This is a genomic window from Novosphingobium sp. MD-1 (genome assembly GCF_001014975.1).
Classification (GTDB): Bacteria; Pseudomonadota; Alphaproteobacteria; order Sphingomonadales; family Sphingomonadaceae; genus Novosphingobium.
In genome coordinates, this window is sequence record NZ_BBXA01000020.1 from 272,315 (window position 1) to 295,411 (window position 23,097).

Consider the following 23,097-nt stretch of genomic DNA (forward strand, 5'->3'; position numbering starts at 1 on the left):
GGGGACAGTGCGCCAAACAATGCTGCACCGCAACACGTAATGCCGCCGTCACGGGCAAAAATCGGGGCTTGTCGGTTTTGCGAACGTAGGGGCGCAGAAGGCCCACCCAGCTGCGACTAACGCCGCCTGCGGCGACGCAAGTCTCGCTCCCCTCCCGCTTGCCGGGAGGGGCTATCCCTTCTTCTCCCCTCCCGCTTGCGGGAGGGGCTGGGGGTGGGAAACCTGCCCCCTCAGGCCGAGACGGCGCGCGCTTCCGCCGTGCGCGCCGCGAACCAGGGCCGCATCCGCTCGATCGCGTCGATCACGCGATCGGTCGATACCGCGAAGCTGATGCGGATGAAGCGGTGCCCCTCCACCGGATCGAAATCGATGCCCGGCGCGGTGGCGACGCCGGTTTCCTCCAGCAGGCGGATGCAGAAGGCCAGGCTGTCGTCGGTCAGGTGGCCGATGTCGGCATAGATGTAGAACGCGCCATCGGGCGGGGCGATGCGGCCCAGCCCCATGCCCGGCAGCGCCGCCAGCAACAGATCGCGGTTGCGCGCATAAGTGGCGACATGGCCTTCGAGTTCGTCGCGACAATCGAACGCGATCAGCCCGGCGTGCTGCGCCAGCACCGGCGGCGTCAGGAACAGGTTGCCCATCCGCGCCCGCGCCTGGTCCACCAGCGCGGCGGGCACCACCACCCAGCCCAGCCGCCAGCCGGCCATGCTGAAATACTTGGAGAAGCTGTTGACCACGATCGCCTGGCGGTCTTCGGCCAGCATCGACACCGCCGGCGCGCCATAGGTGATGCCGTGGTAGATCTCGTCCGAGATCACGCGGATGCCCTTGCGGCGGCAGACCTCGGCGATCGCGGCCAGTTCGGCGGGTTCGATCACCGTGCCGGTGGGATTGGCGGGGCTGGCCAGGATCAGCCCGTCGGGGACCGGGTCCAGCGCGTCGAGCGCGGCGGCGGTCACCTGGTAGCGCTCCGCCTCGCCACAGGGCAGTTCCACCGGTTCCATGTGCAGCGCGCGCAGGTTGTTGCGATAGGCGACATAGCCGGGCCGCGCGATGGCGACGCGCGCGCCGGGATCGAACAGCAGCGACAGCGCCAGCACCAGCCCCGGCGATGCCCCGCAGGTCAACACGATCTGTTCGGGATCGATCACCGCGCCGCAGGTTTCCTGATAGTGCCGGGCGATCCGCGCTTTCAGCTTCGGGCTTTCCCAGTAGCCCATGGGATCGGTATCGAGCACATGGTGCGCGGCGGCGATCGCTTCGGCGGGCGCGCCGGTGGAAGGCTGGCCGAATTCCATGTGGATGATCGAACGCCCCTCCGTGCCCAGGCGATGGGCGATGCGGCTGACGGCAATGGCGTGAAATGGCTCTAGGCGGGCGGTCATGCCCTGCCGACTAGCACGCCCCCCCGCATCACAGAAGGCCGGACCGCAAAAGACTCTGGGCGCGCGCCAGGTCTTCGGGCCGGTCCACGTCCAGTTCCGCCTCCGGTGGCAGCGGCAGGCAAGGCGCGTCCGCCAGCAGCGCGCCCGCGCCCCGGTCCCCGGACAGGGCCTCCAGCGCGCCGAAGTGCCTCGCGCCGAACAGAGCCGGCGGCATGCGTTGCCCCCCCGCGCCGCTGGCGATGCGGTCCCCGTCGAACGCCGAAACCAGCGCCGCGACGTGCGCGGCAGGCACCAGCGGCATGTCCGCGAGCGCAATCAGCACACCGCGTGCGCCCGCTGCCCGCGCCGCCGCCACGCCGATCGCCAGCGAGCGGGATTGCGGCGCGTGGGGAGGATCGAGTGGCAAGGTCGCCCAGCCGAGCGGAGCAAGGGCGGGCGTATCCCCGCGCACGACGGCAAAATGCCGGGCGAAGGGCAGCCCGGCCAGCATGGCGGCGGCATGGAAGGCTACAGGCCGTCCTTCCAGGTCCGCGTCCAGCTTGGCTCCACCGAACCGCGTGCCCCGTCCTGCCGCCAGCAGGAGGACTGCGATGCCCGCAAAATCCGGGTCAGCCACGCAGCGTGGCGGTCAGGCCGGCGGCGGTTGGTTGCGCCCTGGCGGTCGTCCATTCGGCACCGCCGGCGCAGGCCTGATAATCCTGCACCACCTCGCCCAGGATCGACAGCGCCAGAGTGGCCGGATCGCGCGTGGACGGAATCAGGCCGATCGAGCCGCGCAAGGCATCGATCCGCGATTCCGGCACGCCTGCCGCGCGCAGCATGTCCACCCGCGCGCGGTGCGTCCGCCGGCTGCCGATCGCGCCGTGGTAGAAGGCCGGCGCGGCCAGCGCGCGCGGCAGCAGGGCCTCTTCCCAATCGTGGTCGTGGAACAGAAAGACGATTGCCGTCCACGCATCGCTCGCGAAAGCTACCTCGGCCGTGCGCGAAGCCATCGGATGCACCGCCATCGCCCCGGCGGCTTCCCGCATCAACGGATCGCGTTCGGGCGCATGCGCGATGACCTCGATGCCGAACGCCATGGCCAGCCGGGCGAGCGCAGCAAGGTCTTCGCCCTGCCCCACCGCCACCAGCCGCAGTGGCGGCACGTAGTGCTGCACGAACGCGTCCGCACTCCATCCTGCCGGGGCATCGGCCACGGCAGGCGCGGCCCCCGCGACGCCGAGCGCGAGCGCCATCGGTTCGCGTCGGGCCAGCGCCCCCAGCACGGCCACGATCGATCGCGCATCGCGGCAGGGCGTGAACAACAGGTCGATCCCCCCGCCGCAAGGCAGGCGGATATCGATATAGGGCGATCCGGAACCATAGCGGATGACCCGCCCCTCGCCGCGCGCCAGCACGTCCAGCGCCTCGGCGATCACCGCGGCCTCGATGCAACCGCCCGAGAACGAACCGGCGTGGCGGCCATCGGCCAGCACCGCCATCTGCGTCCCGATCGCGCGCGAAGACGTGCCCTCAATGCCGGCCAGCGTCACCAGCACGCCATCGATTCCGTCGGCCGCGCCGCGCACCAGCAGGCGCAGGATGTCGATGGGGGTGGGCGCGATCATCGGCGCCGCATACCACATTCCCGCGCCCGGGTCACTTGGTCTCGCCCGGATAGAGCAGGCCGAGCGAGGCCGGCGCACGGCACTTGCGGATCGCGTCGGCGGCATGGCGGGCGCGTTCGGCGGTCAGCGAGGCCGAATCCATCACCAGCGGCCGTTCGCGCGTCACTTCCGCGCCCGTGAACGGCCTGGTCCCCGGCGGCACGCTGCCCGCGCCGATCACGAAGACCACGTAGTTCATCATGTCCGCCAGTTCCGCGTTATCCTTGATCCGGCTGTGCGCGATATTGGGCAGGCGCAGCAGATAGGCGCGCGATTGCGGCGTACACATGAACCAGCCGACGCGGCCGAACAGTTCGGGCAGCGGCGCGGGCGCGGATTTGCCCTGCACCCCATGGCAGCCGGCGCAGTGCTCGACATAGTCCGACCGCGCCAGTTCCGGATCGACCATCACCTCCGCCGGGGTGAGCTGGGCCGGACTGGGCTGGGCCGGCGTCGCGCGCCCATCCGCGCGCCCGACGGCACAGGCCAGCGCCATCAGCGCCAGGCAGAAAACGGGCCAGGAACGAAACGCCATGCCGCCAATATCCCTCTGCGCGGTCCGTTCGCGCAATCGCCCGGTCAGGCCGGGCCGACAAGCACAGCGGTGGAGCAGTGGTATTCCATGCTACTCGTGCCGAAGCACCAGATCACGTCGTTGTTGAGCTGCGGCACGTAGAGCTGCGTCTCGCGGTCGGTATTGTTGCAATCGCACTGCATGCAGTACGCCTTGCCGCAGCAATCGCGATAGGCGATCAGGTAGGACTTGCCGTCATCGGGATTGACGCAGGTGCCCACCCACGAAACCGGCGAAGGTTCCGCGCCGGGCGGGCAGGTGTGGATGCCGCCGCCGCAGCAGGTGCAGAGCGAACCGTCGATCGCGCAATAGCGCCAGTAATCGCACTTGGTGTTGTCCTTGCTCTGCGCCACGCGGGCGAAAGCGGTCTTGCCTTCGCCCGACCGGTCAGGCTTGGCCGCCTCGGCCCGGCTAACCGGCAGCAGCGGAAACACCGGGGCGGCCACCAGCGCCGCGCCCAGCCGTGCCAGGATGCCACGGCGCGAGGTGCCGCCCGCGAAACGGCGAAGCAGCGTTTCGCCCATGGCGTCCGCATCGAACTTCTTCATGACCATGCCCCCTTGAAATTGTCCGCGCGGGCAAGCCGCGCCACAGCCATCACGCCACTTCCGCCTTCAGGCTTCCGATATAGTCCTGCACCGAACGGACGCCCATCTCGTGCGCGATCACGAGGCTCTCCAGGTGTTCGCGGCTGTTGACCAGCCCCTTGGACAGCACCGTGCCATCGGCGTCGAGCAGCACCGCGTAAGGCAGCTTGCCCACCTCGAACGCCTGCCCCACGTCCGGCCCGTTGATGAACTGGTACGATCCCAGGCCGTGCTGTTCGATCATCCCGCGCTGCACCGCCGGATCGTCGTCCCCCACGAAGATCAGCTGCACGCGCTCGTCGCGCGCGAACGACTTGGCCATCGGAATCAGCCCCTTGCACAGCGGGCAGGCGGCCGACACGAACATCAGCAGGCGCAGCGCCGATCCGGGCGCGGCGCCACCGACGGTCACCGCCGCGCCTTCGAGCGTCCGCGCCGGAATGGCGGCCGATCGCGCGCCCACCGAAGGCCCGCCCGCCGTGGTCAAGGCCCCGGCCGGCGCCACGCGCATGTGCAGCACGCCCACCTGCCGCGCCAGCGCCAGAACGGCGACGACGAGCGCGAGGACCACGCCCCACGAAATGACCTGCGAAACGATAAGCGCCGTCAGCATGGGCTCACCTCCGTTTGATTCCAGCGTTGACTCTGGCCGCGACGGGCGAGACAGCCAGCGCGGCGATGGCGTTGAACAGCAGATAGAGAACGAACAGGCTGAGGCCGCCCGCCAGAGCGGTGGCCAGCTCGAAGCCGGTGGACGGCAGCGCGGCGGGCAGGCGCAAGGCCGCCAGTGCCATCAGCACCACATTGCGCGCCACCAGCGGCCAGCCCAGCGTCTGGCGCAATTGCGACCGCCCGCAGCCGCAGTCGATCGAACGCCGCCCGCGCCCGATGTTCACCGCCATCGCCGCTGCGAACAGCCCGAGCAGGAGCAGCGCCGGCACCACGGCCAGGCGCGGCCCGCCCGCCAGCAACGCCACCCCCAGCACCAGTTCCGCCCACGGCAGCACCGCCGCCACGGGTGCGACCAGCACATCGGGCAGCAGCCGGTAATTGGCGATCACGCCGGGCAGCACATCGCGATGGAGCAGCTTCGACAGGCCCGCATGCACGAAGACCAGACCAGTGCCGAACGCGCCGGCCAGCCCCGCGACGCGCAGGCCCGATACCGCAAGATCGGCGGCGACAGCGCTCACCGCGCGTCCGTAACCGTGATCACGCCGCTGCCGGCACGGTCTAGCTTGAGCGTTTCGTCCCAGGTCTTCAGGTCAATCACATGGACCGTACCACCCTCGCCGCCGGAATACATCAGCTTGGGCGCAGCCTCCTGCGTCACCTCGATCGTGGTAGCCGGATCGGTGATCGGCACGCGCTTCACCACTTTCTTCGCCGCGAGATCGACGTCCCAGATTTCGGTGCCGCCGGCCTTGTGCGTCCAGTATTCGCCCGGGTGCATCAGCACGAAGAGATGGCCGGACGCGCGGTGGAGCGCCATCGGCTGCCCCCCGCCGGGATACCAGTTGACGTCGAGCGGCTTGGTGTCGCCCGCGCGCAGCCCGGCCGCCACCTGGATCGAGAAGGGCTCGGAAACCGTCGGCGCCGCCGCCATCTTCGCGGTATAGATCTTGCCGGTGTAGGACAGGAAAACCGCTTGCTGCTTCGTCTTGTCGTAAATCAAGTTGTCGAAGATCGGATCGTCGGTCGCCGAAAAGAACGGAGCCGAATGGGTGATCGCGGGCTTCGCGGCACCCGCCGTGACCGTTGCCAGCGAACCATCGGCGCAGAGCGCGGAGAAGCCGGCGCCGGGATTGGGGATAAGGCTGGCGCAGCCGGGCAGCTCGATCGCGCGCAGGAACTTGCGCTTTTCCAGATCGACCACGCTGACCGACGACGCGGGGCTGAAGTTATAGACGAAACCCAGCTTGCCGTCGTCGCTCAGGATGAAGTCCTGCTTGCGGCCGCCGATCAGCAGGCGGCCGGGAATCGGGATTTCGGCCTGCAGCTTGAGATTGGTCGAATCATAGACCGTGACCATGTCCTGCCGCGTGCCGCGATTGCCCTTGCTCCAGATCGTTTCGGCCACGTAGTAGAACTTGCCCGCCGGATCGATCGCCATGTCCGCCAGAAGCGCCGTCTGCACCAAACCCAGCATCTTGCCGTTGCCGGTGTCGTAGATCGCGGTGCCGGGGAACACGAAACCCCGGTTCACGAAAATCCAGCCCGGCTTGGGCGGCGTGATCGCGGCGACGTCCGACTCTTCAGGCTCCGTGGGATTGGCGGTGTCGGCCAAGGCCTGCGGCGCGTCGATCACCGACAGCGCGAGGCAGGCGGCAAGCGTCGGGATGGCGGAAAGCATGCGGCTGGCAATGGATTTCATCTGACCTTGACCCCCTTCGGTTGCGACGGCCGATGCGGCGCCTTCACCATGCGCCTTGCCCCCGCAAGATAGCATGGCGCTGCGTCGTCGGGTGAAGGTTTGACGCCCGTCCAGTTTTAGTCAAGCGCCTATAGGGGCTGGCGTGCCACCCTTTTGAGGACTCGCGCCGGTCGCACCCGCAAATCCGGCGCGGACCGCCCAGCCGACCGAGACCAGCCCTCCCGTCAGGGTCAGCGCCACGCCGATCAGCAACCCCTCGCGCCCGAACAGCGCCATCATCGCCGTTCCCAGCAACGGCCCGGCGATCAGCCCAAGACTGTGCGTGCAGGCCACGAACACGCGAAAGCGCGAATCCCGGCTCGACGCCGTCGCCAGCCCGGAGCATCGGATGATGATCGCGGTGGAACCGATGTTGAGCAGCACGATCGACGCAACATAGGCGCCATCCGCCCCCGGCACCGTCAGCACCACCGGCGAAGCGAGCGCCAGCCCGGACAGCAGGGCGGTGACCGGCAGCGGCACCAGCAGCCGTTCGCGCATCACCGCCACCGCGGTCAGCGCGCCGACGACGGAGCCGATCGCCACGGCCTGCCCGATCGTGCGATCGGCGATACCCGCGCGCGTGGCCAGCGCGGCCGAGAAGCTCCACACCAGCATCGTCGAACAGATGAACCAGAAGGTTGCCGCGGCCAGCGCCCAGCCGGCGACCGGCACCGCGCTCCTTCCCGCGGCGATGCCGGACGGGCTATCAATCATCGATGCCGACCGCACGAACGGCACCAGCACCACCAACGCAAGGGCCGGTACCAGCGCCATCGCCATCAGCGCGGTTTTTGCGCCGGCCGCCAGCATCAGCTCGGGCAAGGCCAGCGAAACCAGCGTCGAGAGAATGAGCTGGGTCAGATAGACCGCGCCATAGGCCTTGCTGGGGCGGTGCGCGGCATAGGCCGCCATGGTGGTGGCATAGACCACCCCCATTGCTAGGCCATAGCCGGCGCGGCACGCGAGAACGGTCGCTAGGCTGCCGGCCAGCGCCGTTGCCAAGCTGCACAGGAATGCCAACACGGCCGCCGCCACAACGCTTCCTCGGGGCAGGACCGGCCCCAGCCACCAGACCGTCAGTGCGCCCAGCGCGGAGCCGGCCTGGGTAAAGCCCACGACCAGCCCGTGCGCCTCCAGCGGCACGGGCCGCGCATCGCTCAACACCGTCAGGTAGATCGGATCGATTCCGGGTTGCAGGCATCCCAGCGCGGCCGCCAGCGAGGCCGCCCCAACACCCCTCCCGATGATCGCCCTGTTCCGCATCCGGCACACTCACAGCCCTGGGGTCAGGACCCTTTTGTGCCGCGTGCTGCTTCGCGCGCCTTACCGAAGGCCGGAAATCTGTTCCGGCGTTATCGTTCTGGCGAGATCGACCAGCGCGCGGGCGGCTATGGTCCGAAACGCCATCATCTTCGCGGCCCACGGTTTTTCATATCCGAGGAATGGCGTAGTGCCTTCCATCGACGCGCTGATATAAAGCGCCACCGTGTGCACCTGATCGGGCGACAGCCGCGGATTGAGCAGCGCTACGTATTCCCCGATGAAATCGTGGACCCCCTGGTAAAAGGCCCGGACCCGATCCGCGATGAATTCGTTCTGGTTGGCCAGCGCCCACAGTTCGGTGAACAGCCGCGTGGTGCGCTTGCCGGCGATATCATCCAGGCAAATCTCGATCAGCAGCCGCAGCCTTTCCTCCGCCGGCAGGTCGGGCTGGCGGACGCGGTTCTCCAGCAGCTTGTCATAGCTTTCCAGCAACTCGTCGAGCAGGATCTGGATCAGCATTTCCTTGCGCGGGAAATGGTAGCTGACGTTGCCCACCTTCATCCCGCATTCGGCGGCGATACGGCGGATCGTGAACGCGCCCGCGCCTTCGTCGATCAGCACGGTCAACGCGGCCTTGAGAATGGCGTCGACCGTCTCGGTCCCGCGCGTATAGGTTCCCGGCCGCGTGGCTATCATGTGGGCGACATCGCTTGCCATTGCACCCGGCCTAACACTCCTGAACGTGGGTCGCCAGCCCGACTGCCCCGCCCAACCCTTTTTATCCCGCGCGCGCAACGGCGCTTGACGGATACTTGATGCCTGTCCAATATTTAAGCCGTTTTCAAGCCAATTTCTTGAAACCGGACAACAAAGGTTTCCATCCCGCCAGCGTTCCGCGTTACGGAATATCTGTTTGGCAATGGTGCATCCCGTGCGCCCGGCTTAACAGGTGCGCGGGATGAGAATATCCGCGCGATCAAGCATGAAGGACTGCCGATGGCCATTTCGCTGACCGTCAACCGCAAGAAGCGCGTCGTCGACGCGGACGCCGACAAGCCGCTGCTGTGGGTCTTGCGGGAAGACCTGAACCTGCCCGGCACCAAGTTCGGCTGCGGTGCGGGCCTGTGCGGCGCCTGCACGGTGCTGCTGGACGGCAACGCGGTGCGATCGTGCCAGACGCCGATCGCCGATGCGGCGGGCAAGCAGATCACCACGATCGAGGACGTGGCCTCGCTGCCGGTGGGCAAGAAGGTGGTCGATGCGTGGGTCGACCTCGATGTCCCGCAATGCGGCTATTGCCAGGCCGGACAGATCATGTCCGCGACCGCGCTGCTGACGCAGACGCCCAGGCCCACGGCCGAGGACATCGAAGGCGGCATGAGCGGCAACATCTGCCGCTGCGCCACCTACCTGCGCATCCAGAAGGCGATCCGCAAGGCGGCGGGAGTGGCGGCATGAGCATCGTGAAGGATCGAGAAGCCGCCGGCGCGGCACTGAGCCGCCGGTCGTTGAACCGCCGCTCGTTCCTCGCCGCGTCGCTCGCGGGCGGGGCGGTGCTGACCTTCGACGCCCGGATCGCGCTGGCGCAGGCGACTGGCGCGGCGGGCGAACCCGTCCTGCTCACCGCGTTCATCCGCATCAACGCGGACAACAGCGTGACCATCGGCGCCAAGAATCCCGAGATCGGCCAGGGCGTGAAGACCATGCTGCCGATGCTGATCGCCGAGGAACTCGACGTGGCGTGGAACCAGGTCCGCATCGAGCAGACCGACGCCGACGACAAGCGCTATGGCCTTCAGGTCGCCGGCGGCAGCACCGCGACGCCGAACAACTGGCTTCCCATGCGCCAGGCCGGCGCGGCCGCGCGCGCCATGCTGGTGGCGGCGGCGGCCAAGCAGTGGGGCGTCGCCCCGGCGTCGCTTTCGACCGAAGCCGGCAAGGTGATCGACAAGGCCGGCGGGCGCAGCATGCCCTATGCCGCGCTGGCGCGCGAGGCGGCCGGCATGCCCGTGCCCGATCTCGCCACGGTGCCGCTCAAGCCGGCGGATGCATTCCATATCATCGGCCAGCCGATGCAGGGCGTGGACACGCCCAAGATCGTCAAGGGCACGCCGCTGTTCGGGATCGATACGCACCTGCCCGGCATGCTCCACGCCGCGCTGGTCAAGTGCCCGGCGTTCGGCGGCACCATCGCCCGGATCGACGATGCGGCCGTGCGCGGGATTCCGGGCGTCGTCGCCGTGGTACCGGTCAACAGCGGCCTTGTCCCGCCGGGGCAGCAGGATGCCGTCGCGATCGTCGCCGACAGCTGGTGGAAAGCCAGCAAGGCGCGCGAAAAGCTGGTGGTGGCGTGGGACGATGCCGCGCAGAAGCAATTCTCGACCGCCGGCTATGCGAAGCAGGCCGCCGATGCGCTGGGCGCCGCGCCGCAGGCCGATCTGTTCAAGGCTGGCGACGCCGACAAGGCCCTGGCCGGCGCGACAAAGACCGTGACCGCCGACTATTCCTATCCCTTCCTGGCCCACGCCACGCTGGAGCCGCAGAACTGCACCGCGCTGTGGACGGCGGACGGCAAGCTGGAGCTGTGGGCGCCGACGCAGAACCCGGGCGCCGGGCGCAAGGAAGTGGCCGCCATGCTCGGCATCGCGCCCGAAGCGATGACCATCCACATGACGCGCATCGGCGGCGGTTTCGGCCGCCGGCTGATGAGCGACTACATGGTGCTGGCGGCGCAGGTGGCGAAGGGCGTACCCGGCCGGCCGGTCAAGCTGCTGTGGGACCGCACGGACGATCTGCGGCACGATTACTATCGTCCCGCCGGCTGGCACCGCTTCACCGCCGGCCTCGATGCCAAGGGCGCGCTGATCGCGTTCAAGGACCACTTCATCACCTTCGGCGCGGACGGGAAACCGATCCGCGCGGCGGAAATGAGCTCGACCGAATTTCCCGCTCCGGTCGTGCCTGATGCCCATCTGGGCGCGACTTATCTCAAGACCAACCTGCCGACGGGCTGGCTGCGCGCGCCGACCTCCAACGCCATGGCCTTCGTGTACCAGGGCTTCCTGGACGAAGTGGCCGAGGCCGCTGGCATCGACCTGCCCGAACTGATGCGCCGCACGCTGGGCGAACCGCGCGAACTGCCGACCGAGCGCAAGGGGCTGGTGTTCCACACCGGCCGCGCCCGCAGCGTGATCGACGCGGTGTGCAAGGCCGCGAACTGGACCGGGCGCACAGGCCCCGCAAAGGGCGCGGGCGACGCGGTCAAAGGGCGCGGCTTCGGCTTCTATTTCAGCCATCGCGGCTATTTCGCGGAAGTCGTCGACGTCACCGTTTCGGGCGGAACGTCGGTGAAGGTCGACAAGATCTGGATGGCGGGCGACATCGGCAGCCAGGTCATCAACCCGCTCAATGCCGAGCACCAGTCGCAGGGTGCGGCGATCGATGGCATCGCGCAGGCGCTGGTGTGGCAGCCGGTGGTGCAGGAAGCCGGCGCGGTCACGGCCGACAACTTCGGCGATTTCCCGCTGCTGCGCATCGATGCCGTGCCGCGCGATGTCGCGATCACCTGGGTGAAGAGCGATTTCCCGCCCACCGGACTGGGCGAACCGGCCCTCCCGCCGGTCATTCCGGCGATTGCCAACGCCATCCGCGCCGCCACCGGCAAACGGCTGCGATCCCTGCCGTTGCAGTTGACCTGATCGCGGCCCGAACGCCGCCCGTCAGGACAGCTTCCAACATCCAAAAGGCGTGTGATTCCAACCGGATCACACGCCTTTTTTCGCATCTGCAAAAAAGATGGGCGGCGCTGCAACAAAGGCGTTGACCAATCTTGGACAAGCGTCAAGCTTGCTCTCGTGACCCGCGCTCGAATCGCGCCGCTTCCGGTCCAATCAGGGGGATTTCGCGAGCATGGCCTACCCGGATACCGAGTCCCGTCCACACGACGCGCAGGATGCCGCCGCCAGCCCATCCTGGCGGGCCGCGCTGGCGACGCGCCTGTCGCTGCGCCCGCTGCTGCTGGCGGGCCTGTGCACCGCCACCGCCGTTGTCGCGCAGGCCGGGGGCATGACCGGCGGCATGGCTGGCGGGGCGGACAAGCCCGAAAGCGAGGAAGGCATCCCGGTCACCGATAGCCTGACCAAGGAAAAGTGCGGCGCCTGCCACACCGCCGACGCGAAGGGCAATCTTTCGCGCATTTCCTGGCTGCGCACCACGCCGGAAGGCTGGGCGCAGGCGATCAAGCGCATGGTCAAGCTGAACGGCTTGCAGATCACGCCCGAGGAATCGCGGCAGGTGGTCCGCTATCTTTCGAGCAGCCACGGGCTTGCCCCCGAGGAAGCAAGGCCGGTGATGTACCTCGTGGAGCATCGCATCCAGGACGAGACCAACATCCCCAGCGAATCCCTGCGCGGCGCCTGTGCCACGTGCCACGCCTTTGCCCAGCCGCTTTCCTGGCGACGGTCGGGCAGCGAATGGAAGCTGCTGCAGGATTTCCACGTCGCGCTCTATTCGCAGGCCGACGTCCAGTATCGCCGCCCCGCCACGGACGAACCCGGCGCGGTCTTCGGCCAGCCGACGCCGATCGTGACCAAGCCCGGCGCGACGCCGGTGACGCAGGGCCAGATCGCGCTGGACTATACGCGCAAGGTCGCCCCGCTACACACGCCCGAATGGACGCAGTGGAAGTCCCGGATGCAGGATCCGCGCCTGGCGGGCAAATGGCTGGTCAGCGCCTCCGCCCCGGGCAAGGGCCGGTTCATCGGCACGATGACCATCGGTGCCACGGCCGACAGCGACGAATTCAAGACCGGCATCGCGCTGCGGTCGCTGACCGACGGATCGACGCTGAGCCGGACCGGCAACGGCATCGTCTATGCCGGCTACAGCTGGCGCGGCCGCTCCGCGCCATCCGCGCAGCCTTCCGCGCCCGATGCGCTCGACAATCCGACGCGCGAGACCATGTGGTTCTCGCCCGATCGCAAGAACGCCGAAGGTCGCTGGTTCTGGGGGGAATATCAGGAATTCGGTTTCGACGTGAAGCTGGTACGCGCCGACGGCAGCCCGACGATCGGCGCTGTCTGGCCCAACGCGATCAAGGCCGGCACCAGGGGGGTGGACGTCCACATTTTCGGCGATAGCCTGCCGGCTGCGCCGACTGCGAAGGATATCGACCTTGGCGCCGGGCTAGCGGTGACCAGGGTCGTCACCGCGAGCCCCACCGAAATCGTCGTATCGGTCGATGCCGCCCCCGGCGCTGTCGCCGGCGTGCATGATGTTTCGGTGGGGAGCGCGGTGCTCGCTTCGGCCCTGCCGGTCTATCGCAAGGTCGATTACCTGAAGGTCACGCCTGACACCAACCTGTCGCGGCTGGGCGGCGCGCACTTCGCCAAGGGATACGCCCAGTTCGATGCCGTGGGCTTCGACAACGGCCCCGATGGCAAGCCCAACACCGCCGACGACGTGAACATCGGCCCCGTCGCCGCCGACTGGAGCATCCAGGAGTTCCAGTCGGTCTGGTACGATGACGACAAGGCCTATGTCGGTTCGATCAGCCAGAAGGCGCTGTTCACGCCGAACGTGGACGGACCGAACCCGCAGCGCAGCGGCAATCGCAACAACTATGGCGAGGTCTGGGTGGTCGCCACGGCCAAGGCCGAAAAGGACGCCCAGGGCAAGCCGCTGACGGCCAAGTCCTACCTCGTCGTCACCGTTCCCGCCTACAAGCGCTGGGATCAGCCGGAGGTTTCGCAATGACGACCATGCTGGCCCACCGCTACCGGCGCGGCGAACTTCACGAATTCCGCTCGTCCGACACGGACTTCATGTACCTGGTTTCGGCGGGCGCGATCTTCGCGCTCGACGAAGGCACCCGCGCCGTGCTCGATCTGCTCGACGAGGGCGAGATGAGCCACGAGGAACTGGCCACGGCGCTGGCCGGCGCAGGCCATTCCCCGGCGGACGCGGAGGACCTGATCCGCGAATTGCGGCAGGTCCGCGCGATCCATTCGGAACAGGTCACCATCGCACCCGCGCCGTCCGCCCCGCCGGCGGACTATCCCCTGCAGGCGCTGGTGCTCAACGTCACCAACCAATGCAACCTGGCCTGCACCTATTGCTACGAATTCGGCGCGGACAAGATCGCCACGCCCGCCGGCAAGCCGAAGTACATGGCGCTGGAAACCGCGAAGTCCTCGGTCGATTTCCTACTCGCCGGATCGGGCAACCGCGAAGCGGTGCACATCACCTTCTTCGGCGGCGAAACGCTGATGAACTTCCGCCTGCTGCGCGATGTGGTGGGCTATGCCAACGAGCAGGCGGCGGCGCAGGGGCGCAAGATCACCTTCAGCCTCACCACCAACGCCACGCTGCTGACCGACGAGATCATCGATTTCCTGTCGGACAACGCGATCGGCGTCACCGTCAGCATGGACGGCCCGGCGGAAATGCAGGACGCCCGCCGCGTCTACAAGAGCGGCAAGGGCAGCTATGCGGTGATCGAGCCGCGCCTGCGCAAGCTGATCGCCCGCCACAGGACGCGCGCGATCACAGCGCGCGTCACCCTGACGGCGGGGATCACCGACGTGATCCGCATCTACCGCCATCTCAAGGACGACATCGGCTTCCACGAAGTGGGCTTCGCGCCGGTGACGACCGCGGGCGAGGAGCGCGAATATTCGCTCAACGGCGATGACATGACCGGCGTCCTCGCCGGTTTCCATGCCCTCGCCGACGAATGGCTGGACTATGCGCTGCAAGGGCGGATGCACGGCTTCACCAACGTCAGCGAAACCATCGGTGAACTGATCCAGGGCACCAACAAGTCGCACCCGTGCGGCGCGGGCCTCGGCCTGCTGGGCGTGAGCCCGTCGGGCGACCTTTCGCCCTGCCACCGCTTCACCGATGCCGATACGCACACCCTGGGCCACATCTCCACCGGGATCGACCAGGGCAAGCGCGAGGACTTCCTTGCGCGCGGGCACGTTCAGGCCAAGTACGAATGCCAATCGTGCTGGGCGCGTCCGCTCTGCGCCGGCGGCTGCCATCACGAGGCCTTCGTCCGCTATGGCGATACCGGCCACGCCAACCTGCATTATTGCGACTGGATCCGCCAATGGACCGACACGTGCCTGAAGATCTACGGCACGCTGGCCGTGCGCAACCCCGGCTTCCTCGAACGCTTCGCTGAACGAAAGGGCTTGTCATGAAGCATCTCAAGCCGATCAATAAGAAGGCCCAGAAGATCGAAGAGACCATCACTTCGGTTGATGAAGACGTCGTCGCGCTGCAGCAGCAGCCGCGCCCACACGTACCGATGGGGTGCACCCTGTCGTTCTCGCCGGGGTGGGAAGTCGATGCCGGGGGCGGCACGGCGGGCCTGTGCCAGCCGGTCGAGCGCGACATCTACGATTGCTATGTCACCTGCTTCTGGCCGGTGCAGGTGCCCGACCACGTCAATTATTCGCCGGACTGGGCGAGCAATTGCGCGGCGGCAACGAAGGACTGGCGCAATCTCGATCTCGTCTTCCCGTGAGCGGGCGCGCCCGCGCCTGCCACGCCGAACCCTGACCATCCGGGGCGGACCTGCCGCGTTCCTGCGGCGCGCCCCTTCGAGGAAGAGAAGCACGATGAAGCAGCTTCGTTCCCTGCCCCGCCTGAAAGCCCTGATAGCGAAAGCACGGGTGGCGCCGGCACTCGTTACGGCGCTGGCCGCCGCGGCGCCCGCCCATGCCGGCACGATGATGATCGGCACGTATCCGGACAAGCTGTTCACGATCGACGACACCAACGGCGCGATCACAGACCGTATCCAGCTGCAGGCGGGCCTGCCCACCTCGCTGCGCCTGTCCAACGACAAGGCGAAGATCTACGTCACGACGATCACCACCAGCGGGATCGTGGTGCTGGACAGCGCCACGCGGCGCATCCTCAACCAGTTCAGCCTGAACACGCCCACCACCAAGTACCGCTTCATGGGCGGCGTTCCCGATCCGACGGGCCGCTGGTACTACACCCAGCTCATCCGCTTCGACAAGGAACCGGACCGCTACAAGGTTAGCAAGCCGCTCTACGCGGTGATCGATCTTCAGCAGAAGAAGGTCGCGCGGACAGTGGAAATCGATCCGCAGGACGATACGCTCGGCGGCTTCCGCCCCACCTTCGCGCTCTCGCCCGACGGCAAGACGCTGTACAAGTTCGGCGACAAGGTGCTGGTGATCGATACGGCGACCCTGAAGGTCAGCGACCGGCTGGACCTTGCCAAGCCGGAAACCACGGGCATGGAGAACGTGGCGTTCGGCGGCGGCGTGGAAGCGTTGCAGAATCCCAACGAGTTCGTCTCGCTGTTCAACGCTTCCGACCCCTATGTCCACGCCAAGATGTTCGGCATCGGGCGCTTCAACCTGACCAACCGCACGTTCGATTTCACCCCGATCGGCCCGGTGCCCACCGGCATGGCCGGGCTGGAAGTCACGCCCGACGGGAAGGACGGCTATACCGTCGTCACCAACGGCACGCTGGGCAACAAGCGCTGCGAATTCTGGCACTTCGACATGGCCACCAACAAGGTGATGGAGAAGGCGGAATTCCACTGCCGTTCGCGCTTCTCGTTCGGCATCTCGGCCGACGGCCAGAAGCTGTACATCCACGGCGCCAGCTATGACATCGAGGTGTACGACGCCAAGACGCTCAAGTACGAACGCACCTGGGATCTCGGTGCCGATGCCACCATGGCCGGCCTGCTCCACCTGAAATAGCGGGACGACGATGACAGGACGCCCATGACCGGACCACAGCCAGCGGTGCGATTGCGGGGCGGCGGCGTTTCCGTCGCGACCTGCGCGCACCTGCTGGCGCAAGACGGGTTTTGCCTGGCGGGGGCGGCGGTCGAACCGCGCGCCCCCGTTCCCGTGATCATGCTGAGCGATCCGGCGCTGGCGCTGCTGCGCGACATCTTCGGCCAGCCGGGCCTGTTCGCCGCCCTGCCTCGCATCGAACGACGTGTGGTTTCGTGGGGCGGCAGCGTGTCCGCGCCGCTGCCCCATGGCGCGGCGGTGGTGTCCGGCGCCCAGATCGAGGCCGAACTGGGCCTGCCGGCGCTGCCCGCCGACATGCTCCAGGAGGCACCCGCGCCGTTCACCATCCACGGCGCGCCGCCGTTTCCCGAACCCGCGCTGCACCGTTTCGGCACGCGCGAGGCCGTGGCTGTGCCGGTCACGCTGCGCGCGGGGGCCGATCGCGCGACCTGCCATGTCGAAGCCACGCCGGAAGGGTGGCTGTTCCTGATTCCGCAAGGGGCAGACGCCGCCTGGCTGCTGGGCGTGGGCAACGCGCCGGAAGCCTTGCTGGCGCAAAGCCGCATGGTCGCGCCGCTGGTCGACACGCTGGGGCCGGCAGGCGCCCGGTTCGAAACCGCGCCGCGCCTGCTCGACCGGCTCGCCGGTCCGGACTGGATCGCCTGCGGCACCGCGGCGATCGCCTTCGATCCGATCTGCGGCGACGGCACCGCGCAGGCCGCGCGCGAGGCCATCCTGGCAGCGGCGGTGCTGGCCGCGATCCGCGACGGCGGCGACCGCGAGGCGCTGCTCGCGCACTACCGGGCGATGCTGATCGCCTCGATGCGACGGCACCTGCAGGTCAGCCTGCCGTTCTACCGCTCAGGGGGCGACACGCCCTGGTGGCACGAACAGGCGGAGGCGCTGGCGCAGGGCCATGCCTGGTGCACCGGCCAGCTGGCGCGCGTGCCCGAACCGCGCTTCGTGCTGCGCGGCAACCGCCTGTTCGCGCGGGAGGCAGCCGCCTGAACCCGCCCCCCGCCCCGATGCCAGCCGCCCCGATGCCAGCGGCACCGCCGCCGCCCGTGGCCGACTGGGGCACCTATCGCCGGCTGCTGCCCTATGTGCGCCCCTATCTGCGGCCGCTGCTGGGCGTGCTGCTGGTCAGCCTGCTTTCGACCGGGGTGGGCCTGGCGCAGCCCTATCTTTCCAAGCTGATGATCGACGAGGCGCTGCTGCGCCGGAACATGGACGCGCTGCTCGCCGTGTCGGGCGCGATGATCGTGGTCACGCTGGCGGGCTTCGCGCTGAACATCCTCGCCAGCTATCGCTACGTCGGGCTGTCGGCGGCGATGCTCTACGACATCCGCGTGGCGCTGCTCCGCCACCTGCAAACGCTCAGCCCGCGCTTCTATGGCGGCTTCCGGCTGGGCGACCTGATGTCGCGCATCAACAGCGATGTCAGCGACGTGCAGCGGGCGGCGGGCGACACGCTGCTTTCGGTGCTGAGCAACGTGCTGTTCTTCATCGGCTGCGTGGCGATGATGGTGTGGCTCGACTGGCGGCTGTTCCTGATCGGCACGGTGCTGGTTCCGGTAGCGGTCATGGTCTTCCTCCACTTCCAGAAGAAGGTCACCGCGCTTACGCGCGAAATGCGCGAACGCGGGGCGGATCTCGGCAGCCTGCTGGTCGATACCGTCATGGGCATGCGCGTGGTCACCGCACTCGGCGCGGAAGCGCACGAGGTCGACCGCTTCGGCGCCCGCAACAGCGCCTTCGTGCGCGCCATGCTGAAGATGCAGGTCGCCTCGTTCATGACCGGCGCGCTCCCCGGCACGCTGCTGACCGCCTCGACCTCGGTGGTGATCCTCTATGGCGGCACGCGGATCATCCACGGCGAGATGACGATCGGCGCGCTCGTCGCCTTCATGGCCTATCACATGCGGCTGTTCGGGCCGATCCAGGCGCTACTGGGGCTGTCTTCGGGCCTGGCCTCCACCCGCGTCTCGCTGGCGCGGATCTTCGAGCTGTTCGATACCCCGGCGGAAGTGACCGAGCAGACCGATGCGCGCCCGCTCGGCCCGGTGCGGCAGGGCATCCGCTTCGAGCGCGTCTCGTTCCGCCACGATCGCGAACCGGTGCTGGCGGGCGTGGACCTGTTCATTCCCGCCGGCAGCTTCTGCGCGATCCTGGGCGAAAGCGGCGCGGGCAAATCGACCATGGCCGACCTGATGGTCCGCTTCCTCGATCCGCAACAGGGCCGCATCCTGGTGGACGGGCACGACCTGCGGCAGACGTGCCTGGCCGATCTGCGGCGCGAGGTGCTGCTGGTCGATCAGGCGCCGTACCTGTTCAACGACACCATCGCCGGCAACATCGCCTTCGCCATGGACGGCGTGCCCCGCGCGCGCATTGCGCAGGCCGCCGCGGCCGCCGGGCTGGAGCCGTTGCTGCGCCGCCTGCCGCAGGGGCTGGATACCCGCACCGGCGAGCGTGGCCTGGCGCTGTCGGCCGGCGAGCGCCAGCGCATCGCGCTGGCCCGCGCGCTGCTGCGCGAGCCATCGGTGCTGATCCTAGACGAACCGACCGCCGCGCTGGACGAGGGCACCGAGCAGCGCGTGGCCGACGGGCTGCGCGCGGCGCTGCCGCAGGCGACGATCGTGGTCATCACGCACAAGCCTGCGCTGGCCCGGCGCGCGGACCTGATCGTCACGCTGGACCGTGGCCACGCCACCATGGCCTCGAACGAGCCGGCTTTTGCCTGAAAGCCCTGCCCCGCCCGCCGGAAGCGGACGCAGCGTGCGCGTCGCCGTGATCGACAGCGGCGTCCACCCCGATCATCCACATATCGACGGCGCGAAGCTGCTGCCGGGCGTGGCCATCGCTTCGGACGGCACCCTGTCCGACGCAGCCGACGCCACGCTGGACCGGCTCGGCCACGGCACGGCCGTGACCGCCGCCATCCAGGAAAAGGCGCCGGACGCGCTGATCCTGCCGGTGCGCGTGTTCCACGACGCGCTGAAGACCAGCGCCCGCGCGCTGGCGCTGGCGATCGGCTGGAGCATCGAACAGGGCGCGGACGTGATCAACCTGAGCCTCGGCACGACCAATGCCGCGCATCGCGAAGGATTCGCGGCCGTGGCGGCCCGCGCGGCAGAGACCGGCGCGCTGATCGTTGCCGCGCGCGAGGCCGATGGCACCCCCTGCTGGCCCGGCGCGCTCGATGCGGACAACGTGCTGGGCGTGGGGCTGGACTGGGACTGTCCGCGCGAGACCTGGCGCGTGCGCGATGGCGTGCTGTTCGCCTCGGGCTATCCGCGCCCGATCCCCGGCGTTCCGCCCCGGCGCAACCTTTATGGCATCAGCTTCGCCACCGCGCAGGCGAGCGGCTTCGCGGCCCGGACGGGCGCCGGCTTGCCGCCCGATGGCAATCGCGCCGAACGGATGCGCGCGCTGCTGTTGTCCGGAGCGGAACTGCCCGCCTGACCGGCGCATCGCGCCACCTGCCCCACATCGCACGCCCATGAAAAATCCCCCCGCGACCGAAGTCGCGGAGGGATCATCCTGCGCTGCTATGCTGCGATCAGTATTTCACGCCGGCGCGCAAACCGAAGAACTGCGGCCGGATCGTGAAGTTACGCGACGATCCGGAGCAGAACGTGATCGAACAGAAGGTGTTCGTCGTCAACGTGCCACGCTTGTCGAACGCGTTCTGGATGAACACGTCGAAGCTCCAGTTGTTGATCTTGAGACCACCGGAGAAATCGAAGCTGACGAACCCCGGAGTGCTGCAGGATTTTCCGGCAGCGGTCTGCGAAGCGGCAAGCGCCAAGGTGCCGCAGGTCAGAAGGTTGTTCTGCTCGACGTTCAGGTCCTGCGTCGCCGAGGTCTGATACAACGCCGCGCCCTGCAGATAGACCGCATAGTCACCGACTGTGGTGTCATAGCGGATCGAGGTCGTCCCCTTGAACTGCGGCTGACGCGGCAGCCGGGTACCGTCTGCGGCAGCGACCGCGGAGGTCGAGGTGCCGTTCACGACGACCCTCGAACCGGTCGGACAAGAGGCCAGCTGCACGATCGACAACGCGGCACGGTCCGCCACGAAGTTGCAGAAGTTACCGGTCAGCTTGCCGTCGTTGTAAGCACCCGAGGTCGAGATGGTGACCTTGCCGAGCTTGAGATCGGCATCGTATTCCACGCCCTTAACCTGGGCCGTGCCGGCGTTGCCGGTATAACCCGCGCCCTGCGCGCCGGCGACAACCACGCCGTACTGGATATTATCCCAGTTTTCGAGGTAGATGGAGGCATTGAAGCGGAAGATGTTGTTCCACGTCGTCTTGATGCCCAGTTCGAAGTTGGTGAGCGTTTCCGACTTGAACGCCGGCGCGGCAACCGTCACCTGCGGCAGCCCGCCCGAAGCGCGGATGCGCAGCGGCCGGTTGTAGCCGCCCGGCCGGAAGCCGGTGGAATAGTTGAAATAGATCATCTTGGTTGGCGTGACCTGCCAGTCGAGCGCCACCTTGTGCGTTTCTCCCTGCTCCTTGTACCGGCCGTAGCCGTCCGCCGCGAGCGGGTTCTGGTTGGAACAGGCGAGCCGCTCGGCCGGCAGGGGCACGGTACAACCCACACCGAGCGCCGAAGCGGTAACGCCGGAGAAGCCCTTGATCTTGTAGTCGGTCCAGAAGTAGCGGATGCCGCCGGTCAGCTTCAGGTTCTCGAAGATCTTGTAGTGACCCTCGGCGAAGATCGCCTCGTCGTGGTAGCTCTGGTTGTTCTCGGTGATGTAGAAGCCATCGCCCTTCACCGCGGCGGACGGGCTGACGACCATCGTGCCGCCGGCCGCGGTCGGGATGCCGAAGCCCGCCAGAGACGTGGTATTGCCGCTGCCGGAGCTGTACGCGCCAGCCTTGGTATAGCCCGCGATCTGGTCAAGGCCGTGGATCGCGTAGTAGTTGTTGTTTTCCTGCTGTTGAGACTGGTAGAAACCGCCGATCGTCAGATCAAAGGGCCAGCTCTTCGGCGTCGAGATGCGCAGTTCCTGCGTGAACTTGTTACGGTTGTTATCCTGGTGATAGTACTGCGTCGGGTTGATCAGCGTCGAACACTTGAGCGTCAAGCCCGATCCGGTACAGCCCGCCTTGTCGAAGAACTGCAGATAGTTTTCATATCCGCCGCCGAAACCGTCATAAGTCACGGTGTAGTAGGTGTAATCGTTACGCAGCTTGGTGTTGCGGCGGAAGATGCCCGTCGCCGAGACGACGTCGAAGTCGCCGATGTGGCCGTGGATGCTCAACTGGGCCTGCACCCATTTGTCGTCCTGCCGCGTGAGATCGTAATCGTGGACCTGCAAATCGCCGACGCGCGGATCGTAACCGAAATAGCCGTAGGCGATCTGCCTTTGCGCCGTGACCTGCGGATTGACTTCCCAGCCGGGCGCCGGTTCCCACAGCAGCGACAGGCGGCCACCATATTCGTAGATCGGATTATAGTCCTTCTTGGCGATCGCGGCGTTGTTGAGCGTGTAGCTGGTGAGCGAATTGTTGTCCCCCAGTTCCAGCGTCGAAGACCGCCCGTCGTTGAACTTTCCATTGTTGGGCGTGTTGTCGACATAGCCGCCATCGCGCCGGTAGTAGGCCATCGCGCGCACCGCCACCGTTTCGGTGACGGGCAGGTTGACGTAGCCCTGGATCTGGCCGCCAAAGGCACCCTTGCCGTACTTGTTGACTTCGGATTCCGCGCCGAACTCGAACTTGCCCAGCTTGGGCTTGTTGGTGATGATGCGGATCGTGCCGGCCAGCGATCCCGCACCATACAAGGTACCCTGCGGACCGGACAGCGCCTCGACGCGTTCCAGATCGTAGGCATGGATGTCGGGCGAGCCGGTGCCCGTGATCGGAATATCGTCAATGTAATAGCCGGCCGAGGCGTAGTTGCCGCCGGCGGGGACGATCCCGCGGAAATAGATGGTCTGACGGCCAGGCCCAAGGCCCGCGAACGAAACCGACGGCAGCAGCGTGGCGAAGTCGCTCAGGCCCTTGACCTGCCGCTGCCCCAGCGTATCGGCGCTGAGCGCCTGCATGGAGATCGGCACCTTCTGGATGCTCTGCGCGCTGCGCGTGGCGGTCACGATGATTTCGCCAAGGCCCTCGCCAGCCGCGGGCGCGGCATCCGCCGGCTGTTCGGCGGGGGCGGCCTGATCTTCCGCGAAGGCGGTGCCCGGCAGCGCCAGTCCGGTCAGGAATGTCGACGCGCCCAGCATTCCCATGATCTTGAGCGAGCGCGACTTGCATGCAGTTTTCATAAGCCCCCCTTTTGACGTTCGCGCCTTTCATCCTTTCCCAAGGATCGTGCGGCCCGGTTTCCGGGTCTCGCCACCAGTGCCTGCCGCCTTGCCGAGCGGAAATTGTGCAATCGCGAACAACCATGCGCTCGCACACGCACAACCCCTCCGCCCC

The 23,097-nt window shown here is 67.6% G+C and carries 20 protein-coding genes; 9 read left to right on the forward strand and 11 right to left on the reverse strand.

The genetic code is table 11. The features are described from left to right. Nucleotides 1-230 precede the first annotated feature (230 nt). The 10 genes from NMD1_RS06185 to NMD1_RS06230 all read right to left on the reverse strand — a co-directional run bounded on the left by NMD1_RS06185 (nt 231) and on the right by NMD1_RS06230 (nt 8,588). Nucleotides 231-1,385, reverse strand: a complete 1,155-nt coding sequence (locus NMD1_RS06185; RefSeq protein WP_125954073.1) for a pyridoxal phosphate-dependent aminotransferase — start codon at nt 1,383-1,385, stop codon at nt 231-233. A 28-nt stretch (nt 1,386-1,413) separates the two neighbouring features. Further along, nucleotides 1,414-2,001: an NTP transferase domain-containing protein gene (locus NMD1_RS06190; protein ID WP_125954074.1), complete on the reverse strand. Its 588-nt coding sequence runs from the start codon at nt 1,999-2,001 to the stop codon at nt 1,414-1,416. Further along, nucleotides 1,994-2,992 carry an XdhC family protein gene (locus NMD1_RS06195; RefSeq protein ID WP_125954075.1) on the reverse strand — a complete coding sequence of 333 codons (999 nt, stop codon included), beginning with the start codon at nt 2,990-2,992 and terminating at the stop codon, nt 1,994-1,996. Before NMD1_RS06195 ends, NMD1_RS06190 begins: the two co-directional genes overlap by 8 nt. 31 nt (nt 2,993-3,023) lie before the next feature. Continuing rightward, nucleotides 3,024-3,566: a cytochrome C gene (locus NMD1_RS06200; RefSeq protein ID WP_125954076.1), complete on the reverse strand. Its 543-nt coding sequence runs from the start codon at nt 3,564-3,566 to the stop codon at nt 3,024-3,026. Nucleotides 3,567-3,610: 44 nt separating this feature from the next. Beyond that, nucleotides 3,611-4,153 (reverse strand): methylamine dehydrogenase light chain, encoded by a 543-nt coding sequence (locus NMD1_RS06205; RefSeq protein WP_124808098.1) that lies wholly within the window; start codon nt 4,151-4,153, stop codon nt 3,611-3,613. Between the two features lie 49 nt (nt 4,154-4,202). Beyond that, nucleotides 4,203-4,805, reverse strand: a complete 603-nt coding sequence (locus NMD1_RS06210; protein WP_124808097.1) for a methylamine utilization protein MauD — start codon at nt 4,803-4,805, stop codon at nt 4,203-4,205. 4 nt (nt 4,806-4,809) lie between these two features. Further along, nucleotides 4,810-5,385 carry a MauE/DoxX family redox-associated membrane protein gene (locus tag NMD1_RS06215; RefSeq protein WP_125954077.1) on the reverse strand — a complete coding sequence of 192 codons (576 nt, stop codon included), beginning with the start codon at nt 5,383-5,385 and terminating at the stop codon, nt 4,810-4,812. Beyond that, nucleotides 5,382-6,566, reverse strand: a complete 1,185-nt coding sequence (locus tag NMD1_RS06220) for an amine dehydrogenase large subunit (RefSeq protein ID WP_124808095.1) — start codon at nt 6,564-6,566, stop codon at nt 5,382-5,384. Before NMD1_RS06220 ends, NMD1_RS06215 begins: the two co-directional genes overlap by 4 nt. A 120-nt stretch (nt 6,567-6,686) precedes the next feature. Continuing rightward, nucleotides 6,687-7,871, reverse strand: a complete 1,185-nt coding sequence (locus tag NMD1_RS06225; RefSeq protein WP_125954078.1) for an MFS transporter — start codon at nt 7,869-7,871, stop codon at nt 6,687-6,689. 60 nt (nt 7,872-7,931) lie between these two features. Then, entirely contained in the window at nt 7,932-8,588 is a 657-nt protein-coding gene (locus NMD1_RS06230; protein ID WP_233497378.1) for a TetR/AcrR family transcriptional regulator, read from the reverse strand. Nucleotides 8,589-8,867: 279 nt separating this feature from the next. Between NMD1_RS06230 and NMD1_RS06235 the strand changes: the two genes are divergently transcribed. The 9 genes from NMD1_RS06235 to NMD1_RS06275 all read left to right on the forward strand — a co-directional run bounded on the left by NMD1_RS06235 (nt 8,868) and on the right by NMD1_RS06275 (nt 20,128). Continuing rightward, complete coding sequence (locus NMD1_RS06235) at nt 8,868-9,329, forward strand: (2Fe-2S)-binding protein (RefSeq protein ID WP_125954079.1); 462 nt, start codon at nt 8,868-8,870, stop codon at nt 9,327-9,329. Beyond that, complete coding sequence (locus tag NMD1_RS06240) at nt 9,326-11,569, forward strand: molybdopterin cofactor-binding domain-containing protein (protein ID WP_233497379.1); 2,244 nt, start codon at nt 9,326-9,328, stop codon at nt 11,567-11,569. The genes NMD1_RS06235 and NMD1_RS06240 overlap by 4 nt, the downstream gene beginning before the upstream one ends. A 211-nt stretch (nt 11,570-11,780) precedes the next feature. Next, nucleotides 11,781-13,625, forward strand: a complete 1,845-nt coding sequence (peaA, locus tag NMD1_RS06245) for a quinohemoprotein amine dehydrogenase subunit alpha (protein ID WP_233497380.1) — start codon at nt 11,781-11,783, stop codon at nt 13,623-13,625. Further along, nucleotides 13,622-15,076 carry a quinohemoprotein amine dehydrogenase maturation protein gene (peaB, locus tag NMD1_RS06250; protein WP_125954080.1) on the forward strand — a complete coding sequence of 485 codons (1,455 nt, stop codon included), beginning with the start codon at nt 13,622-13,624 and terminating at the stop codon, nt 15,074-15,076. Before peaA ends, peaB begins: the two co-directional genes overlap by 4 nt. Further along, nucleotides 15,073-15,402: a quinohemoprotein amine dehydrogenase subunit gamma gene (qhpC, locus tag NMD1_RS06255; RefSeq protein ID WP_124808088.1), complete on the forward strand. Its 330-nt coding sequence runs from the start codon at nt 15,073-15,075 to the stop codon at nt 15,400-15,402. Before peaB ends, qhpC begins: the two co-directional genes overlap by 4 nt. A gap of 94 nt (nt 15,403-15,496) precedes the next feature. Beyond that, a complete protein-coding gene (locus tag NMD1_RS06260; RefSeq protein WP_233497381.1) occupies nt 15,497-16,624 on the forward strand; it encodes a hypothetical protein in 1,128 nt (375 codons plus the stop codon). Between the two features lie 24 nt (nt 16,625-16,648). Next, nucleotides 16,649-17,671 (forward strand): hypothetical protein, encoded by a 1,023-nt coding sequence (locus NMD1_RS06265; protein WP_125954081.1) that lies wholly within the window; start codon nt 16,649-16,651, stop codon nt 17,669-17,671. Nucleotides 17,672-17,703: 32 nt separating this feature from the next. Continuing rightward, on the forward strand, nt 17,704-19,407 hold the full coding sequence (locus tag NMD1_RS06270; RefSeq protein WP_125954082.1) for an ABC transporter ATP-binding protein: 1,704 nt from the start codon (nt 17,704-17,706) through the stop codon (nt 19,405-19,407). A 34-nt stretch (nt 19,408-19,441) separates the two neighbouring features. Beyond that, the gene (locus tag NMD1_RS06275) at nt 19,442-20,128 is read left to right on the forward strand and encodes a S8 family serine peptidase (protein ID WP_125954168.1); all 687 of its coding nucleotides are present in this window, start codon (nt 19,442-19,444) and stop codon (nt 20,126-20,128) included. A gap of 97 nt (nt 20,129-20,225) precedes the next feature. On the opposite strand, the gene NMD1_RS06280 is transcribed toward NMD1_RS06275, so the two are convergent. Next, nucleotides 20,226-22,943 (reverse strand): TonB-dependent receptor, encoded by a 2,718-nt coding sequence (locus tag NMD1_RS06280; protein WP_223806471.1) that lies wholly within the window; start codon nt 22,941-22,943, stop codon nt 20,226-20,228. Between the last annotated feature and the right edge of the window lie 154 nt (nt 22,944-23,097).

Bases quoted from the DNA above. Each gene is read 5' to 3' on its own strand.
- NMD1_RS06260 (WP_233497381.1), top strand. From the start codon at position 15,497: ATGAAGCAGCTTCGTTCCCTGCCCCGCCTGAAAGCCCTGATAGCGAAA.
- NMD1_RS06230 (WP_233497378.1), bottom strand. From the start codon at position 8,588: ATGGCAAGCGATGTCGCCCACATGATAGCCACGCGGCCGGGAACCTAT.
- NMD1_RS06225 (WP_125954078.1), bottom strand. From the start codon at position 7,871: ATGCGGAACAGGGCGATCATCGGGAGGGGTGTTGGGGCGGCCTCGCTG.
- qhpC (WP_124808088.1), top strand. From the start codon at position 15,073: ATGAAGCATCTCAAGCCGATCAATAAGAAGGCCCAGAAGATCGAAGAG.
- NMD1_RS06265 (WP_125954081.1), top strand. From the start codon at position 16,649: ATGACCGGACCACAGCCAGCGGTGCGATTGCGGGGCGGCGGCGTTTCC.
- peaA (WP_233497380.1), top strand. From the start codon at position 11,781: ATGGCCTACCCGGATACCGAGTCCCGTCCACACGACGCGCAGGATGCC.
- NMD1_RS06200 (WP_125954076.1), bottom strand. From the start codon at position 3,566: ATGGCGTTTCGTTCCTGGCCCGTTTTCTGCCTGGCGCTGATGGCGCTG.
- NMD1_RS06185 (WP_125954073.1), bottom strand. From the start codon at position 1,385: ATGACCGCCCGCCTAGAGCCATTTCACGCCATTGCCGTCAGCCGCATC.
- NMD1_RS06195 (WP_125954075.1), bottom strand. From the start codon at position 2,992: ATGATCGCGCCCACCCCCATCGACATCCTGCGCCTGCTGGTGCGCGGC.
- NMD1_RS06220 (WP_124808095.1), bottom strand. From the start codon at position 6,566: ATGAAATCCATTGCCAGCCGCATGCTTTCCGCCATCCCGACGCTTGCC.
- NMD1_RS06235 (WP_125954079.1), top strand. From the start codon at position 8,868: ATGGCCATTTCGCTGACCGTCAACCGCAAGAAGCGCGTCGTCGACGCG.
- NMD1_RS06240 (WP_233497379.1), top strand. From the start codon at position 9,326: ATGAGCATCGTGAAGGATCGAGAAGCCGCCGGCGCGGCACTGAGCCGC.
- NMD1_RS06270 (WP_125954082.1), top strand. From the start codon at position 17,704: ATGCCAGCGGCACCGCCGCCGCCCGTGGCCGACTGGGGCACCTATCGC.
- peaB (WP_125954080.1), top strand. From the start codon at position 13,622: ATGACGACCATGCTGGCCCACCGCTACCGGCGCGGCGAACTTCACGAA.
- NMD1_RS06210 (WP_124808097.1), bottom strand. From the start codon at position 4,805: ATGCTGACGGCGCTTATCGTTTCGCAGGTCATTTCGTGGGGCGTGGTC.
- NMD1_RS06280 (WP_223806471.1), bottom strand. From the start codon at position 22,943: ATGAAAACTGCATGCAAGTCGCGCTCGCTCAAGATCATGGGAATGCTG.
- NMD1_RS06205 (WP_124808098.1), bottom strand. From the start codon at position 4,153: ATGAAGAAGTTCGATGCGGACGCCATGGGCGAAACGCTGCTTCGCCGT.